General features: G+C 42.0%; 13 protein-coding genes and 5 tRNA genes. 5 read left to right on the top strand and 13 right to left on the bottom strand.

Annotated elements, in window-relative coordinates; genetic code table 11:
• Nucleotides 1-11: 11 nt before the first annotated feature.
• The 7 genes from B4C48_RS04595 to B4C48_RS04565 form a co-directional block, all read right to left on the bottom strand.
• A tRNA-Asp gene (locus B4C48_RS04595) sits at nt 12-88 on the bottom strand.
• Between the two features lie 13 nt (nt 89-101).
• Nucleotides 102-177: transfer RNA gene (locus B4C48_RS04590), tRNA-Val, on the bottom strand.
• 21 nt (nt 178-198) lie between these two features.
• Nucleotides 199-275, bottom strand: a tRNA-Asp gene (locus B4C48_RS04585).
• Between the two features lie 47 nt (nt 276-322).
• A tRNA-Asp gene (locus B4C48_RS04580) sits at nt 323-399 on the bottom strand.
• Nucleotides 400-426: 27 nt separating this feature from the next.
• Nucleotides 427-502, bottom strand: a tRNA-Val gene (locus tag B4C48_RS04575).
• 290 nt (nt 503-792) lie between these two features.
• Nucleotides 793-1,323, bottom strand: a complete 531-nt coding sequence (gene elsL / locus B4C48_RS04570) for a cell wall-recycling L,D-carboxypeptidase ElsL (RefSeq protein WP_291354425.1) — start codon at nt 1,321-1,323, stop codon at nt 793-795.
• 7 nt (nt 1,324-1,330) lie between these two features.
• Nucleotides 1,331-1,714, bottom strand: coding sequence for a YbaN family protein (locus tag B4C48_RS04565; RefSeq protein WP_291354424.1), 384 nt, complete (start codon nt 1,712-1,714; stop codon nt 1,331-1,333).
• Between the two features lie 96 nt (nt 1,715-1,810).
• Between B4C48_RS04565 and B4C48_RS04560 the strand changes: the two genes are divergently transcribed.
• The 3 genes from B4C48_RS04560 (at nt 1,811) to dapE (ending at nt 4,224) form a co-directional block, all read left to right on the top strand.
• Nucleotides 1,811-2,674: a DUF1853 family protein gene (locus B4C48_RS04560; protein ID WP_291354423.1), complete on the top strand. Its 864-nt coding sequence runs from the start codon at nt 1,811-1,813 to the stop codon at nt 2,672-2,674.
• A 132-nt stretch (nt 2,675-2,806) separates the two neighbouring features.
• A complete protein-coding gene (locus B4C48_RS04555) occupies nt 2,807-2,956 on the top strand; it encodes an entericidin A/B family lipoprotein (RefSeq protein ID WP_291354422.1) in 150 nt (49 codons plus the stop codon).
• 131 nt (nt 2,957-3,087) lie between these two features.
• Complete coding sequence (dapE, locus tag B4C48_RS04550; RefSeq protein WP_291354421.1) at nt 3,088-4,224, top strand: succinyl-diaminopimelate desuccinylase; 1,137 nt, start codon at nt 3,088-3,090, stop codon at nt 4,222-4,224.
• Nucleotides 4,225-4,310: 86 nt separating this feature from the next.
• Here the strand turns inward: dapE and B4C48_RS04545 are convergent, their stop codons facing one another.
• The 6 genes from B4C48_RS04545 to pilG form a co-directional block, all read right to left on the bottom strand.
• Nucleotides 4,311-4,769 (bottom strand): hypothetical protein, encoded by a 459-nt coding sequence (locus B4C48_RS04545; protein WP_291354420.1) that lies wholly within the window; start codon nt 4,767-4,769, stop codon nt 4,311-4,313.
• A gap of 4 nt (nt 4,770-4,773) precedes the next feature.
• Nucleotides 4,774-9,243 carry an Hpt domain-containing protein gene (locus B4C48_RS04540; RefSeq protein ID WP_291354419.1) on the bottom strand — a complete coding sequence of 1,490 codons (4,470 nt, stop codon included), beginning with the start codon at nt 9,241-9,243 and terminating at the stop codon, nt 4,774-4,776.
• Nucleotides 9,244-9,416: 173 nt separating this feature from the next.
• The gene (locus B4C48_RS04535; RefSeq protein ID WP_291354418.1) at nt 9,417-11,489 is read right to left on the bottom strand and encodes a methyl-accepting chemotaxis protein; all 2,073 of its coding nucleotides are present in this window, start codon (nt 11,487-11,489) and stop codon (nt 9,417-9,419) included.
• Nucleotides 11,490-11,534: 45 nt separating this feature from the next.
• Nucleotides 11,535-12,071, bottom strand: a complete 537-nt coding sequence (locus B4C48_RS04530) for a chemotaxis protein CheW (RefSeq protein ID WP_291354417.1) — start codon at nt 12,069-12,071, stop codon at nt 11,535-11,537.
• A gap of 5 nt (nt 12,072-12,076) precedes the next feature.
• Complete coding sequence (locus B4C48_RS04525) at nt 12,077-12,445, bottom strand: response regulator (protein WP_291354416.1); 369 nt, start codon at nt 12,443-12,445, stop codon at nt 12,077-12,079.
• Between the two features lie 23 nt (nt 12,446-12,468).
• Nucleotides 12,469-12,852, bottom strand: coding sequence for a twitching motility response regulator PilG (pilG, locus tag B4C48_RS04520; RefSeq protein ID WP_067723812.1), 384 nt, complete (start codon nt 12,850-12,852; stop codon nt 12,469-12,471).
• Nucleotides 12,853-13,132: 280 nt separating this feature from the next.
• Here pilG and B4C48_RS04515 point away from each other — a divergent pair, with 280 nt between their 5' ends.
• Nucleotides 13,133-13,777 carry a hypothetical protein gene (locus B4C48_RS04515; RefSeq protein ID WP_291354415.1) on the top strand — a complete coding sequence of 215 codons (645 nt, stop codon included), beginning with the start codon at nt 13,133-13,135 and terminating at the stop codon, nt 13,775-13,777.
• A gap of 61 nt (nt 13,778-13,838) precedes the next feature.
• On the top strand, nt 13,839-14,963 hold the full coding sequence (locus B4C48_RS04510; protein ID WP_291354414.1) for an efflux RND transporter periplasmic adaptor subunit: 1,125 nt from the start codon (nt 13,839-13,841) through the stop codon (nt 14,961-14,963).
• The last annotated feature ends 8 nt before the right edge of the window (nt 14,964-14,971 follow it).

Raw genomic sequence — 14,971 nt, 5'->3', positions numbered from 1 at the left:
GATTCTAAGGATGGCGCAGCGGACGGGACTCGAACCCGCGACCCCCGGCGTGACAGGCCGGTATTCTAACCAACTGAACTACCGCTGCATCGCAAAAAATCTGGTGGGCGCTGACGGGATCGAACCGCCGACATTCTGCTTGTAAGGCAGACGCTCTACCAACTGAGCTAAGCGCCCTCAAAAGGTCTATTATGTAAATGGCGCAGCGGACGGGACTCGAACCCGCGACCCCCGGCGTGACAGGCCGGTATTCTAACCAACTGAACTACCGCTGCACTTACACAATGTCGCTATTGTGGCAAACGAATATTAAGAACTTAAGTGGCGCAGCGGACGGGACTCGAACCCGCGACCCCCGGCGTGACAGGCCGGTATTCTAACCAACTGAACTACCGCTGCACTAAAGTGTCTTAACGTTAAAGAGCTTGGTGGGCGCTGACGGGATCGAACCGCCGACATTCTGCTTGTAAGGCAGACGCTCTACCAACTGAGCTAAGCGCCCTTTAAACGTCTTCATCGTTTGATGAGGTGCATTATAGAGAATCCTGACAGACTGTCAAACGCTTTTCTGACTGTTTTTGGTTTTTTGCGTTTGAGTGATTAAAAAATAGGTTATTCGCTATAAAAACAAACAATTTCGATAACTTATTTACTATTTTCTGTAAAAACCCGAAAAATCACAGCTTCATTTTTAGACAGAACTTTCCATGGTTTTTGAACTGTTGGCAAAGATTACTCTTTTTTAATCCATTTTCTTAATCGGGGTTTTAAGCTTTTACCGGCTTTGTTTATTTATAAGCCAAGGTCTGTTTTAGCCTCTGTCGCATTCAAACGATGTTCTGAAATAAACACCAAGGCATCCTCAGAGATCAGTTCGAATAATTCAACCACATCTTCATTACGCATCCGGATGCAACCATGAGACATGGGAATGCCCATCGGTTCTGTATCAGGTGTGCCATGAATATAGATATAACGCTGAAAGGTGTCGCAGCCCTCCCCCTGATTAAAATTCTCCTCTAAACCACTTAACCAGAGAATGCGCGACAAAATCCAGTCGCGTTCAGGAAACTGCTCGGCCAATGCTGCATCGTAGACTTCTCCGGTTTGCTGCCGTGCTTTAAATACTGCATTTTTAGGCGCTGCATGTCCGAATTTAAACGCTACTTTATGCCAGCCCCGAGGTGTCTTGCCGGAATTTTCCTGCTCGCCAATCCCGTTCTTGCCTGTAGAGATAACATAAGACTTGTTATGTTTTGGTAAAGTCAAACTTTGCGCGGCCAAATCAATCCAGATATCCGCCTGTTCTAAAGAATATGCCATAACAAAATTACTCAACCTCTTTGATCGGTTCAGCTGAAGGTTCAGGTCGTAACCATAACCAGATCGCCACATTCAGCATGATCAGGTCCGTGAAGATCTTTACCCAAAGCGGTGCATTGGTAAATAACATGATCATTCCACTGATCAGCATCATGATAGTGGCAAACCATTTCGCCTTGCGTGGTACGGTACCATTTTCACGCCACGATCTTAATGTTGCACCATATTTAGGATGGTTTAGCAGCCAGGCATCCATTTGTGGCCAACCTTTAGAAGCCGACCAGGCCGCTAAAATCAGAAATACTGTTGTTGGCATACCCGGTAAAACTGCCCCGATAAAGCCCAGGATGACAAAAATCATCACCAAACTTCGCCAAAACAACATTTTCATAGCACTGCCCTACACAACTAATTGCGGTAGTATAAAGTGTTTTTGCATATTATCCGTTGTAATTCTGCACTTTTTGATTTAGCGCCGAGGGTTATCATGTTTGCTGTAAATAAAGGGTTTGATCTTGATGAACCTTGGCTTGAATTTAAAAATTTGCTGGTTCGGCAATTGGCCTTTTGCGTAGGCAGTCCAAATATTCTGGCACATACCCCACCCGAAATGCTGCTCAAGCATACTTTTCAGTTTCATAATAATGCTGTCTGGAGTAACCATTTTCAAAATTATCATTCCAGACTGCTTTATCTAGATCAGCATCCGCAAGAATTAGAAAACTTTTTACAACAGCTGAAAAGCACGCGTTTAGGGCTGCGTTTTGAGATGTTTGTCTGGTTCTGGCTGCTCGATCAAGACTATCATCCTTATCAGTTGCTCGGTCATAGTATTCAAAAAATAGCAGGACCTAAAACATTGGGCGAACTCGATTTTTTATTATTGAATACCGAAACCAAAGTGATTGAACACTGGGAAGTCGCTTTAAAATATTATCTGGCAGAGCGGGATTGTTCTTTACCTTACTGGTATGGATTAAACCGTAGCGATACGTTGTTGCGTAAATTGAATCACTTTACTCAAAAGCAGTTCCAATTTGATGAAGCGCTGGAGCATAAAATTGAACAGCGTTTTGCAGTACTAAAAGGGCAACTTTATCTGCCGGTTGAAAGTACGGTCAGTACGCTTCCCAGCTGGGTCAATCAACAACGGCGTTTAGGTTATTGGGGAAACTCTATTCCTCCGCAGACCGCTCAATTTTACCGTTTACAAAGACTGGAATGGATATGTCCAGAACAATATGTCAGTAGCGATACCGCACAGTGGTGGAGCAATGGTTTATATCTACAAAAGGATTTAAATAATTTTTATATGTACCGCAATGCTCCGCTACTTTTTCAAGGTAGATAGAACTAAATTTATGAGAATTGTCTATTTTTATAACAAATGCTTACTTTTCTACCATCAAAAACTCATATTTTTTACGCCGGGCATTAATTAACCTGAATTCACATCAAAATAATGAATCACTTGGAGATGATGATGAAAAAAATTCTTGCTGCTTCCCTTCTTGTTACTTTTGCTTTGACTGGCTGTAATACCTTTAAAGGTGTGGGTAAAGATGTATCCAGAGCTGGAGATGCCGTAACCAATACCGCAGAAAAAACTTCTGAAGAAATTCGCAAAAACTAATTTGTTTTTAGCGTACACAAAACCCTATCTCAGATAGGGTTTTTTTATGCCAATTTTATGGCAATCATTCACAATCAAGGGCATATTCGCCTATTATAGGGCTGACAAATTTATCGACTTATGAAAATCGCATGACTTCTTCCGCTACCCTTGATTTAAGCCTGCAACTGTTACGTCAGCCTTCTGTAACACCGATCGATCATAGCTGCCAAAATATCATGGCGGAACGTTTGGAAAAAATTGGCTTCAATATTGAACCAATGCGTTTTGAAGACGTCGATAATTTATGGGCACGCAAAGGTACCGAAGCACCGGTACTATGTTTCGCAGGCCATACCGATGTAGTACCTACCGGAAGTCTAGAGGCGTGGAACTCAGATCCATTTGTGCCAGAAATTCGTGATGGCAAACTGTATGGACGTGGCAGTGCCGACATGAAAACCGCTCTGGCAGCCATGGTTGTGGCTTCAGAACGTTTTGTGGCAAAGCATCCTAACCATAAAGGCTCTATTGCATTTCTGATTACCTCTGACGAAGAAGGTCCTTCTATCAACGGTACCGTGAAAGTGGTTGAAGCCTTAGAAGCACGCAATGAAAAAATGACCTGGTGCCTGGTAGGTGAACCATCCAGTACCCATCGATTGGGTGATATTGTTAAAAACGGTCGTCGTGGTTCATTAAATGCCAAACTGACTGTAAAAGGTAAGCAAGGTCATGTGGCTTATCCTCACCTGGCTGTCAATCCAATTCATACCGCTTCTAAAGCCTTAGCTGAACTATGCGATACGGTTTGGGATAATGGTAATGAATATTTCCCGGCAACCTCTTTCCAAATTTCAAATATCAGTGCCGGTACCGGTGCAACCAACGTTGTTCCTGGCACTATGAGCCTTTTATTTAACTTCCGTTACTCAACTGAAGTGACTGCTGAACAATTAAAGGCACGTACTTTAGAAATCCTTGACCGTCATCATGTCGACTATGACATTGAATGGACATTATCAGGCTTACCTTTCCTTACTCCGGTAGGTGAATTGGTGAATGCGGCTAAAAATGCCATTCGTAATGTGACCGGTATTGAAACTGAACTTTCTACCAGTGGTGGTACTTCTGATGGTCGCTTTATTGCCCCGACTGGCGCACAGGTGCTTGAACTTGGGGTATTAAATGCCAGCATCCATCAGATTGATGAACATGTAAATGTTGCTGATTTAGAACCACTGGCTGAAATTTATGAACAGATTCTAGAAGGCTTGCTTGCCAACTAAATCTTTAAAAATTAAAAAATTTCAATAAAAAAAGGAACATGAATGTTCCTTTTTTTATGGTCTATTTCTGGATTAAGCGCCAGGTTTTATAACCCCAAAGAAGACTGAATGTGGGCCAGATTAGGCACATTAAATACCTGATCTCCCATACGTACATACTGAAATACATCCGGGTCTGTTGCGGTACGTTCTTCATCTACCACTTCAGAAATACGCAGACGAATCGTTTTTGGCATTTCATTACACATCAGGGCAAAACGCTGGCTGACATCATCCCCTTCAATCACCAAGGCTACACCGGTTTTACGCTCCGGGTCATTGACTGCATATACCGGTAATTTCAGTTCATGCCATTCTACAAAAGGCACTTGTGTAGGACTATCCAGTGCCGATAAAACAATATTTTGCGGAAGAATCATCGCTTCCTTACCGTGACAATCAATGATATAGGTATCGATAAATCCGGTAGACACCGTAATAAGGTGATGTAACTCTTGTTGTGAAATTCGATCAACAGCAGAGTTTGAAACACTATTTTGGCTCATTACATTACCCCTGACTGGTTTCTAACAAACTTTCCACATTTTCCAGCAATTCGGCTTCCTGGAACGGTTTACCCATATAGTGGGTTACGCCAAGGCTGAATGCACGTTCACGGTGCTTCTCGCCTGTTCTTGACGTAATCATAATAATAGGCAGGTTTTGATGCACTTCATGGTGACGAACCAGATTCGTGACTTCAAAACCGTCCATTCGAGGCATTTCAATATCCAGCAACATCAAATCTGGTTTGACATTTTCCAGCTGCTCCATCGCGTCAATACCATCTTTGGCTGTCACCACATCAAAGCCTTGACGCTCAAGTAAACGTGAGGTCACCTTACGTACAGTCACCGAGTCATCCACAATCATAATCAGGCGGCGTGCATTGCTGTAACGAGAATGCTCACGTTGATCAGACACATGTTTAAGACGTTGGCTGCTCTGAATTTGTCGGGCAATATTCTGACCATCCAAAATCAGGCAGACTTGACCATCACCTAAAATGGTTGCTCCGGCAATTACACCAACACTTGAGAACTGCTGGCCAATCGGTTTCACCACAATTTGTGCACGCGAACCAATCAGCTGATCGACAAGTAATGCAATGGTTTGCCCATTATTTCCCTTAATTAACAGCACAGGTAAAGAATGCGCAACATTACTTAAGCGTGGTAAAGGCTGATTGGAAACGAATTCAGATAAATAACGCAGTTTATAACTGGTGTTATCAATTTTAAAGAAGTCATCTTTACTGTTGAAATACTGTTCTAGCGCTGATGGGGCAATTCGTACAATACGGTCAATTTGTGCCAGTGAAATCGCAAACTGCTGATCACCTGATTTCACCATCAAGGCATCGCTCACCGCTACAGTCGTCGGTACGCGAATGGTAAAGGTCGTACCTTTACCCAATTCAGACTCGATGGAAATATGGCCACCGAGGGCCTTAATTTCGCTTTGCACCACATCCAGACCTACACCGCGTCCAGAAATCTGGGTCACTTCTTTGGCGGTACTAAATCCAGGATGGAAAATAAATTGCAGGATTTCCTGTTTATCAATAGGTTGATCATCTTTAATTAAACCTAAGCTGAGCGCTTTTTCTTTAATTCTGGTTTCATCAATCCCTTTACCATCATCACTGAACGATACCAGTACATCTGTACCTTGACGGCTAATATTAAGGACAATTTGCCCGACTTCAGGCTTCTGTAGTTCATGTCTTACCGGAGTGTCTTCCAGACCATGATCGATCGCATTACGTAGCATGTGCTCGAATGGAGTGACCAAACGCTCAAGAATGTTACGGTCTAATTCGCCTTCAGTGTTTTGAACCACTAACTCTGCCGGACGGTTCAAAGTCGAAGAAGTTTGACGCACAATCCGTTGTAAACGTGGCAATAAACGGTCAAATGGTACCAGACGGGTACGCATCAAGCTTTCCTGAATCTCGGCTTGAATACGTGATTGTTGTAGCAACAAACCTTCCGTATCACGAATCTTTTCAGCCAAGGTGGTTTTAAAGTCGACCAAGTCGGATGCAGATTCCGCGAGTGATTTTGACAACTGGTTCAAGGATGAATATTGGTCCATCTCCAGTGGGTCAAAATCGGCATAACGTGAGCTATCACCATGTTTTGCAATAATCTGTGACTCGAGCTCACCTTCCATTCGACGCAACTGATCCGCCAAACGCTTGATCGCTAGTTCCATCTCGTTCAGGGTATTACCAAACTGCCCCAAGTCCATTTCAATACGAGACCGGTTAATCGAATTTTCACCAGACAAGTCGATCATTTTTTCCACCAGATCGGCAGAAATACGGATCATTTCATTGCTATTGTCCTGTTGAGCACTTGTATCCCACTCACCCATCATTGAAGGCGGCTCAGCACCATCACCTTGAACAAATTCAAAAGCTTTAGCGGTAATAAGCGTATCGGTCTTGTTGACGCGACTTGGCAATTGAACAGTTACATCAACAAATTCAATCGACTCCAGACTTAATTTAACACTATCGTAATTACTGAAATCATGTTCGAAGATTGCCTGTTTTAACCATGCAAACGTGGTTTGCAATAAAAGGTCATAAACATTCGAATTAAACTGATGCACCGCAAAGCGTTCAAATGTGGTTTCCAACTGGTAGGCAATCGCCGCTACTGGCTCATTTTCAATCATGCGCGCACCACCTTTCAAACTGTGGGCTGCACGTTGTAATTGAAGCAGCAAGCTACGATCGCTACGCTGGTCAAACCATTGCTTCAACCAAACATCTGTAGACTCCAGAATCTCTTCTGCTTCTTCCAGGAATGTTTCTTCTGCAATTGAACGGATACTATCGTCCGGATCTTCAACATCAACTGGACTTGCCAAGGCAACTCCAGCCTCTGTTTCAACTTCTTCATAAATTACAACAGGCTCTACTGATTCATCTGCAACTGTTTTAGCTTCAGCTTCGGTTTCAACTGCAATTTCAGTTTCAACTTGTTCAATTTCAGTTTCAACTTCAGGTTCTGCTTCTGCTTCTACAACCGTAGCACTTACAGCAACATTGCCTTGAGCGATGGTCTGAATATTACGCAAAATTTCAATCGATTCAGCGCCGGAATAATCAATCTGATCATCACGGATAACCTGAATACGATCGGATACGTCATCTTGTACTAAACGGATAATGCTGATGAGCTGCGGATTGACCTCAATCTGCTGACGGATCACGCGCTCATAGATGCTTTCTAATTCATGCGAAATCAAGCCAATATGCGTCGCCTGAATCATATTCGCACCCCCTTTTAGGGTATGCAAATAACGCATTAAATTATTCAGTGCTGCAGTATTGGATGGATCTTTCGACCAGGTGTTCAAGTCCTGATCAATCCCGCCTAACAATTCATCGGCTTCTTCCAGGAAGATACCCAGCAAATCTTCATCAAAATCACGATTGGCATCAGCAGCATGCATTTGTGCACGATCTGCACGAATTTTTTGTGAAATCTGCGCCAGATCAACAGTACCTGAACCAGCAGCTGAGGTTTCAGCTGGAATTGCCACACTCGGCTCTTCTGCTTCGAACTGTTCAAGATCTTGCTGAACAAAGGCGCTAAGATCATTCAATATTTTGTGAATGTCTTCGGTTAAAATCACGCGCTGACCGGCCGCCAAGGTATCAAACAGATGAATGAATTCCTGATGCGCTTGCCCGAATAATTCATAGGCATAATCAATATTCAGCAATTCCGGTTTGAGTACCAGTGCTTCATAACTCGACTTCAATTCATTGGTAAACTGATGAATACCAATTGCAGCGCGATTATCGGTATGATCCAATAATTGCTGTGCCTGCTGGCTTAAGGCCTGAATATATTCCGGATATTCAACTTTGGCACGTTTTTCAAATTCGAATTCTGCATCCAATAACAAATCAATATTTAATTCGATCAGCTTGGATACTAAACCTTGTGGGTTTACATCCTGGTTTACTTCTGCCGAATTAAATCCATAATTGTCCCATGCCGTGCTAAAAGTTGCATAAATTGCATCAAGTTTTTGGGTTTGACCTTGTCTTAATGTATGTAAATAATCACGGACAAATTCAGCATATTGAACCAGCAAGGCCGTCTGGCTCGATGTTGAAACAATTTCTTCTTGTAATAGGGTTTTAAATAAGTTTTCAACATGGGTACTGGCGACAAAAATTTGCTCAATTTGTGCCATAGATGAGCTGCCGCGCAAGGTATGCAAGGCACGAATCAGGCAATTATAATCCTGATGTTGCTCCTGCTCGTTTTGCAGGAACTGATCAATCGTAAGCAGATGTTCTTCCGCTTCTTCAATAAAGATCGCAACCGTTTCTTCAATATCATTATTGTGGTCTACTGCAACTGGCTCTTCTGTAGCCGTTGTTTCGAGTGCTGTTTCAGCTTCTGCTTCACTCACTTCTTGATCTTGTAATTCTAAACCGGTAACACAATCTACACTTGTCAGAGTGCGAGACAGCTCAAGCAGTTCTTCTAATGCAGGTTCTAAACTGACTTGCTGCTGTATTTGCTGCCCTAATAGTACTAAAGGTCTTAAGTCGATATCGGTATTTTGAACAGTTTTAAAAATTGGGTATAACTTATATTGATAAATATTATAGACAGTCTGGGCAAAGCGTTGAACTGTGCTGTCCAAAACCACTGTACCGGAAATCACGCGATTTAAAGTATCTTCAACCGCCCAGGCCAATTCACCTGCGGATTTTGCCCCCACCATGCGTCCAGAACCTTTAAGGGTATGGAAATGACGGCGAATCGTAGTCAAGATTGCTTGGTCATTGGGATTTTCAAACCAAGTTGTAAATAAAGTACTTAATTCAACAAAGATTTCTTCTATTTCTTCAACAAAAATTTCTAGAATTTCTGCATCTTGATCAAGATAACTATCTTCAGGAAGCGTAGTTGTTTCAACTAAATTTTTTAATATTTCTTTCATAGCTTAGGCTTCTTACGTTTATCTGCCACCAAGAAGGGTGCTCAAACTTAATTGTCACTATCACGCGAGACCTAACTTTGAGGTTAAGTTCATCTTGCCGATGCTTTATCTGTGATTTATTGATATGCCCTACCCTAAAGTAAGGCATATCACCCCAAAGCTTGCGTATTACCTTAGTCCGGTAATTTAAAGTCAGTTACAGACTCACGTAACGATTCGGCCATATTTGCCAATTCAGATACTGAACGTGCTGTATCGAATGTTGCAGTTGTGGTTTGAGAGGTAATTTCCTGTACAACATTCATCGTGGTTGCAATATGACCTGCAGAAGCTGACTGAAGTTTTGCAGCATCAGAAATGTTTGCAATCAATTTCGCCAGGTTGCTGGATACACTTTGAATTTCATCCAGTGCCACACCGGCATCTTTAGACAAGTTCGCACCGCGTACAACTTCCGAAGTGGTTTGTTCCATCGAAATAACCGCTTCATTGGTATCCGTTTGAATGGTTTTTACCAAGCCTTCAATCTGTTTGGTTGCAGATGCTGAACGTTCCGCAAGACGCTGTACTTCATCGGCTACCACGGCGAAACCACGACCTGCTTCACCTGCCATCGATGCCTGAATTGCAGCGTTTAATGCCAGGATGTTGGTTTGGTCGGCAATATCGTTAATCAAGGCAACGATGTTACCAATTTCCTGAGAAGATTCACCCAGACGTTTAATACGTTTAGAGGTTTCCTGAATCTGCTCACGAATGGTATCCATACCTTCAATAGAACGGTTTACAACGTCTGCACCATTGGCAGCGATTTGTACCGAACGTTCCGCAACCACCGCTGACTCTTCGGCATTTGAAGATACCTGGTCAATAGACATTGCCATTTCATTAATCGCGGCAGATGCACCGGCAATTTCTTGCGCTTGGTGTTCTGATGCTTCAGCCAGCTGGTTGGTAATGCCCTGCGTGTTCGCGGTATATTGCGCAACTTCTTGTGAAGTTTCAGTAATACGCGATACCAAGTCACGTAACTGGTCAATCGCAAAGTTAATCGAGTCGGCAATGGCACCGGTAAAGTCTTCAGATACTGTTGCGTATGAACGCAAGTCACCATCTGCCAAGTCGGCAATTTCATCCAGTAAACGTAAAATCGCGTTTTGGTTACGGTCATATTCTTCTTGCAAGCTTGCCACACGCTGTTTATCTGACTGGCCACGTAAAGCAAGTAATTTAAATACCGTAAACAAGAAACCAACCAGACACAGAATTAAAAGCAATGCAGGAAGTGCAATAGCTAAGCTTGAACCACCTGATAACTTATTCAGGCTTTCTAACAGCTCATCTGACTGGGCAAAAATTGAAGCAGAAGCTTGACGGACTTTTACAATCTGAGCCGAGTTTTTAAGAATCGTTGCAGAAGCAGATTTCAATACATCATCGTATTCGCTTTTAATCCCTTCCAGTGATTCACGTAATGCTGGATCACTAATACGTTCCACACCCAGTTCTGCACTACCATTGAGCTGTGCATTGAGATAAGAACCAAAGGTTTCAGTATCGGCACTGAAGTCATCCGCAGATTCACGCGAGTTATCGCTACCCGTAAGTACCGAACTAATTGAACGTAAGATACGTTCTGCAATGAATACCTGGTTTTTTGCAATAACGACCTGGTTACTCGGCACATTTTGACGTGCCATTTGGTCAACCATCAGGTTGTATTCTGCCTGAATTCCGGGAATCGATTCGCCGATTGCAATGTTGGTATCGTAAAGCTTGTTAATCATTTGTTGTTGAGAAGAAATTAAATCAATCCCTTCTGATACCGTTTTCCACTGCTTTTCCACTTCAACCAGTGCATCTGTACGTGGATGAATATCGTTTACCGTTTCCAGGTTTTCAGCAAATTCTTTTTGTGATTGCAAAAGTTTATCAATTGACTCTTTGGTTCCTGAGGCTGTTGCATCAGTGGCCTGACGTGAAATGGTTTGTGATAATAGACGCAAATCACCCACACTACGTGTCAATTCGTTGTTACGCGGCACACTATAGAATAGGTACAACAACAGGAATAGTGCTACGGTCAGACAGAATGCTGCGCCCAAAATTAATGGTTTGGACTTTTCACTGTCACCAAATACACGTGATAATTGCTCTGTCTGTGATTGAATCTTTGCTAATAAAGCATTCCCGCCCTTACGGCCGGTACTTTCACTTGTATTCTTCTTTTTAAGTTTAAAGCCCATCCAGCTTCTCCCCGAGTTGCGCTATCATTCTTTAGCTTGCGACTATTAATTTATAAATTTTATAGAGGCATTCATGTATTTTGGGTTTTGCAATAAACGACTAAATAAGAAAACATGCCAGTGTTGATTATGTTGATAAAAATATCCCTGACAATATTCTTGTAAATTGCTGTCTAATTCGCCGTGTTTAGAAAAGAAACTTTTCTTGTTAAAGTGTTGGATCCCCAAAACCTGATCTACCACCAAACCGACATAATGGTCATTGTGACTAATACACAATACTTTTTGAGTCGGTGAAAACTGACTTCGATGCCCCGAAATATAATGCGCCAAATCAGCGACTGAAAGTAAGCGTCCCCGAATATTAGCCAATCCCACTACCCATGGCTGGGTATTTGGAACCGGCGTATATTTTGGGGGATATATCACTTCAGATACTTCACCCAAAGGGGCAACAAAATATTGCCCCATCATCTCAAAAGCAATGCCTGACCATCGGTTTACTTCATTTTCAGTTGAAACGTAGTTTTTGTTACCACGTTTAGCAATCCGAAGTAATTCGATAAATCCGTTAGCTGCCATAGAGCTTATCCTGCATTGAGGTGTTGTTTAATCACATCAATTAATTGTTGTTCATCAATAGGCTTGGTCAAGTAATCACTTGCCCCCTGCCGTTTTCCCCAAACGCGGTCTGTTGCCTGATCCTTGGTACTGACAATCACAATCGGAATGTGTTTTGTCGTAGCACCACGTGCAATTTGACGTGTCGCCTGGAAACCGTTTACCCCTGGCATTACCACATCCATTAGCACAAGATCTGGCAGTTCTGCTTGTGCCATTGTGACACCATCAGCACCATTTGCCGCCTCGATAACATCGAAGCCATGCTTGGTTAAAATTTCTTTAAAACGAAATGTTTCTGTCGGTGAATCATCAACGATAAGGATACGTGACATGCTTTTCCCCAATAAAATAAAACTTATGCTGTTACGTGATTACGGATTGCGTTTAACAATTCATCTTTACTAAAGGGTTTAGTTAAATACTCATCCGAACCAACAACACGACCTTTTGCCTGATCAAATAAACCATCTTTACTTGACAGCATAATGACTGGAATATTTTGATAATTTTGCGAATTCTTGATAAGTGCACAAGTTTGGTAACCGTCCAAACGTGGCATCATAATATCGACAAAGACGATATCTGGATTGGCTTCAGCAATTTTTGCCAAAGCCTCAAAACCATCTACTGCGGTCACGACTTCACAACCTTCACGTTGTAGTAATGTTTCTGCTGTACGACGAATGGTTTTTGAATCATCAATCACCATGACTTTTAGATTTTGGAATTTATCGTCCATTTAATGACCCTTCCCATTTTTAGAATGTACAAACAATTTTAGTCGAAAGTTTTATTACAAGTTCCAAACATTTTTAACATATCTTTACTTGCATTTCCAATGAACATTTTACACACAAAGGCTCATTTTCTTTTGTTTTTAGTAACGACTTCACACTTTCTACCGACCAATGAATTTTTTTTGACGTAGAAAGGTTTTTTATTGCTCATTTTACGACTAATATAGCTTATTTATTACTTTCAAAATAAGTAATTTAATCTACTTTTATTCGGGGGTTACAATGCAAAGTCAGTTTAAATACAAACTCGCTTTCATTGCACAAAAAAAAATGACCATCAGATTCATTTTTTTTATTTTGATCATTTTTAAAGCAACCACACTATTTGCTCAAGATTTACCCCCTAAAGCCACATGGTATCGCTACTATGACAGCAAAGGGATAGCCAATATCAGTACCAATGTCACACCCAACCATATTCGCCATGGTTATGAGGCTTTGGATCAGAACATGCAGGTGATCCGGCGTAATCGTGCCTACAACAGTGAAGCGGATATTAAACAGGCTCCCCAACGTGCCGCCCAGGCCAAACAGCAGGCAGAAAACTTAAAACTTAAAAAGGCCTATAGCAGTAGCCAGGTTGCCGTCATCAAACGCAATGACATACTGGTTAATATCAAAAAACAGATCGCTTTCCAGCAAGACCAATTAAAACAATTACAAAATGACCGGATCTATTTTAAACGCCAGCAGATTGAGCATTTACGCAAAGGCGAAAGTATTCCCAGCAGTTTGAAAAATAATATCGAGAACAATCAAAAGAACATTGAAGCAAAAAAAGACATGATTCAATCGTTACAAATTAGCTATCGAAATACCCAAGCAGAATACGACAATATTATCGCTCGCTTAAAAGCGCTTGAATAAATTGCATTTGTTCTGTTGAGCGCTTAATTTAAGCCACAATAAATAAAAAGGATGAAGCTACATGCTACCTGGACAGCATACAAAAAAATCTAAATTCAGTGATCAGCCCTCTTATTTGACCGGTAGCATTCTCTGTTTAAGCTTATTGCTGACGGCCTGCCAAAAAGATGAAATAGAACAACCTGTAGAAACAAAAACAAAAATCGAATTAATTCAAAAAGATTTAGTTTCAGTCAAAGATGGAACCTCTATCGCCAAAAGTGCTTTTACCGGAACAATTCGTGCTGTCAATCAGAGTAGCATTCAGGCACAAGTCACTGCCACTGCAACCCAGGTCTATGTACAGGTCGGGCAAGCGGTCTCCAAAGGTCAAGTGCTGGTTCGCCTGAATAATCAGGACAATGCAGCACGTTTAGCGCAAGCTCAGGCCAATTTGTCAGCAGCACAAGCTCAGGCCAATCTGGCTAAAAATATGATGCAGCGCAAGAAACGCTTATTGGATAAAGGCTTTATTTCCAAAGTGGAATATGAACAGGCCAATGTTGACTATCAGGCGCAACTGGAAAATGCACGTGCACAGCAGGCAAATGTGAATATTGCTCAAAAAGCCGAGCGTGAAGGAACCATTTATAGTCCAATTTCCGGAGTAATTACCCAGCGCCAGGTCGATGCAGGGCAAACTGTTGCTGCTGGACAAACCCTGTTTGAAATCGTGGATCCAAGTCAACTGGAAATTCAGGCCAAATTACCAAGTGACATGCAGTCCGCATTAAAAGTTGGACAACGTATTGAATACACCATTCAAGGTAATCCAGCTCAGCTGACTGCTGTTTTATCCCGAGTCTCTCCTATTGCTGATCCTGCCAGCCGGCAGATTGAATTTTTTGCCAGACCGAATGAAACCATTAATTCACTCAGTATCGGTTCTTTTGTGGAAGGCAATATTCTTGCTTCAACTCAGGTTTCAGGCCAGCTCATACCATTCGATGTGATCCAGAATCCCAAAGATAAGCCTTATGTATGGGTAATTCGCCAGAATAAAATTGAAAAAGTAAATCTGGTAATTTTGGAACAACGCTATCGGGACAATTTGGCCGTCGTCCAAGGATTGCAAAACACCGACCAGATTAGCCGTATTAAATTTAATGACCAGGACATTCATCAAGCGGTCATCATCAATAAATAATAAAAAAT

Source organism: Acinetobacter sp. UBA3106 (genome assembly GCA_002365595.1).
Taxonomy (GTDB): domain Bacteria; phylum Pseudomonadota; class Gammaproteobacteria; order Pseudomonadales; family Moraxellaceae; genus Acinetobacter.
The sequence above is the reverse complement of the archived record's forward strand: the minus strand, read 5'-3'. Positions and strand labels throughout refer to the sequence as shown.

Excerpts from the sequence above, each read along its gene's own strand:
- elsL (WP_291354425.1), bottom strand. The coding sequence starts at position 1,323 with ATGGCATATTCTTTAGAACAGGCGGATATCTGGATTGATTTGGCCGCG.
- B4C48_RS04565 (WP_291354424.1), bottom strand. The coding sequence starts at position 1,714 with ATGAAAATGTTGTTTTGGCGAAGTTTGGTGATGATTTTTGTCATCCTG.
- B4C48_RS04560 (WP_291354423.1), top strand. The coding sequence starts at position 1,811 with ATGTTTGCTGTAAATAAAGGGTTTGATCTTGATGAACCTTGGCTTGAA.
- B4C48_RS04555 (WP_291354422.1), top strand. The coding sequence starts at position 2,807 with ATGAAAAAAATTCTTGCTGCTTCCCTTCTTGTTACTTTTGCTTTGACT.
- dapE (WP_291354421.1), top strand. The coding sequence starts at position 3,088 with ATGACTTCTTCCGCTACCCTTGATTTAAGCCTGCAACTGTTACGTCAG.
- B4C48_RS04545 (WP_291354420.1), bottom strand. The coding sequence starts at position 4,769 with ATGAGCCAAAATAGTGTTTCAAACTCTGCTGTTGATCGAATTTCACAA.
- B4C48_RS04540 (WP_291354419.1), bottom strand. The coding sequence starts at position 9,243 with ATGAAAGAAATATTAAAAAATTTAGTTGAAACAACTACGCTTCCTGAA.
- B4C48_RS04535 (WP_291354418.1), bottom strand. The coding sequence starts at position 11,489 with ATGGGCTTTAAACTTAAAAAGAAGAATACAAGTGAAAGTACCGGCCGT.
- B4C48_RS04530 (WP_291354417.1), bottom strand. The coding sequence starts at position 12,071 with ATGGCAGCTAACGGATTTATCGAATTACTTCGGATTGCTAAACGTGGT.
- B4C48_RS04525 (WP_291354416.1), bottom strand. The coding sequence starts at position 12,445 with ATGTCACGTATCCTTATCGTTGATGATTCACCGACAGAAACATTTCGT.
- pilG (WP_067723812.1), bottom strand. The coding sequence starts at position 12,852 with ATGGACGATAAATTCCAAAATCTAAAAGTCATGGTGATTGATGATTCA.
- B4C48_RS04515 (WP_291354415.1), top strand. The coding sequence starts at position 13,133 with ATGCAAAGTCAGTTTAAATACAAACTCGCTTTCATTGCACAAAAAAAA.
- B4C48_RS04510 (WP_291354414.1), top strand. The coding sequence starts at position 13,839 with ATGCTACCTGGACAGCATACAAAAAAATCTAAATTCAGTGATCAGCCC.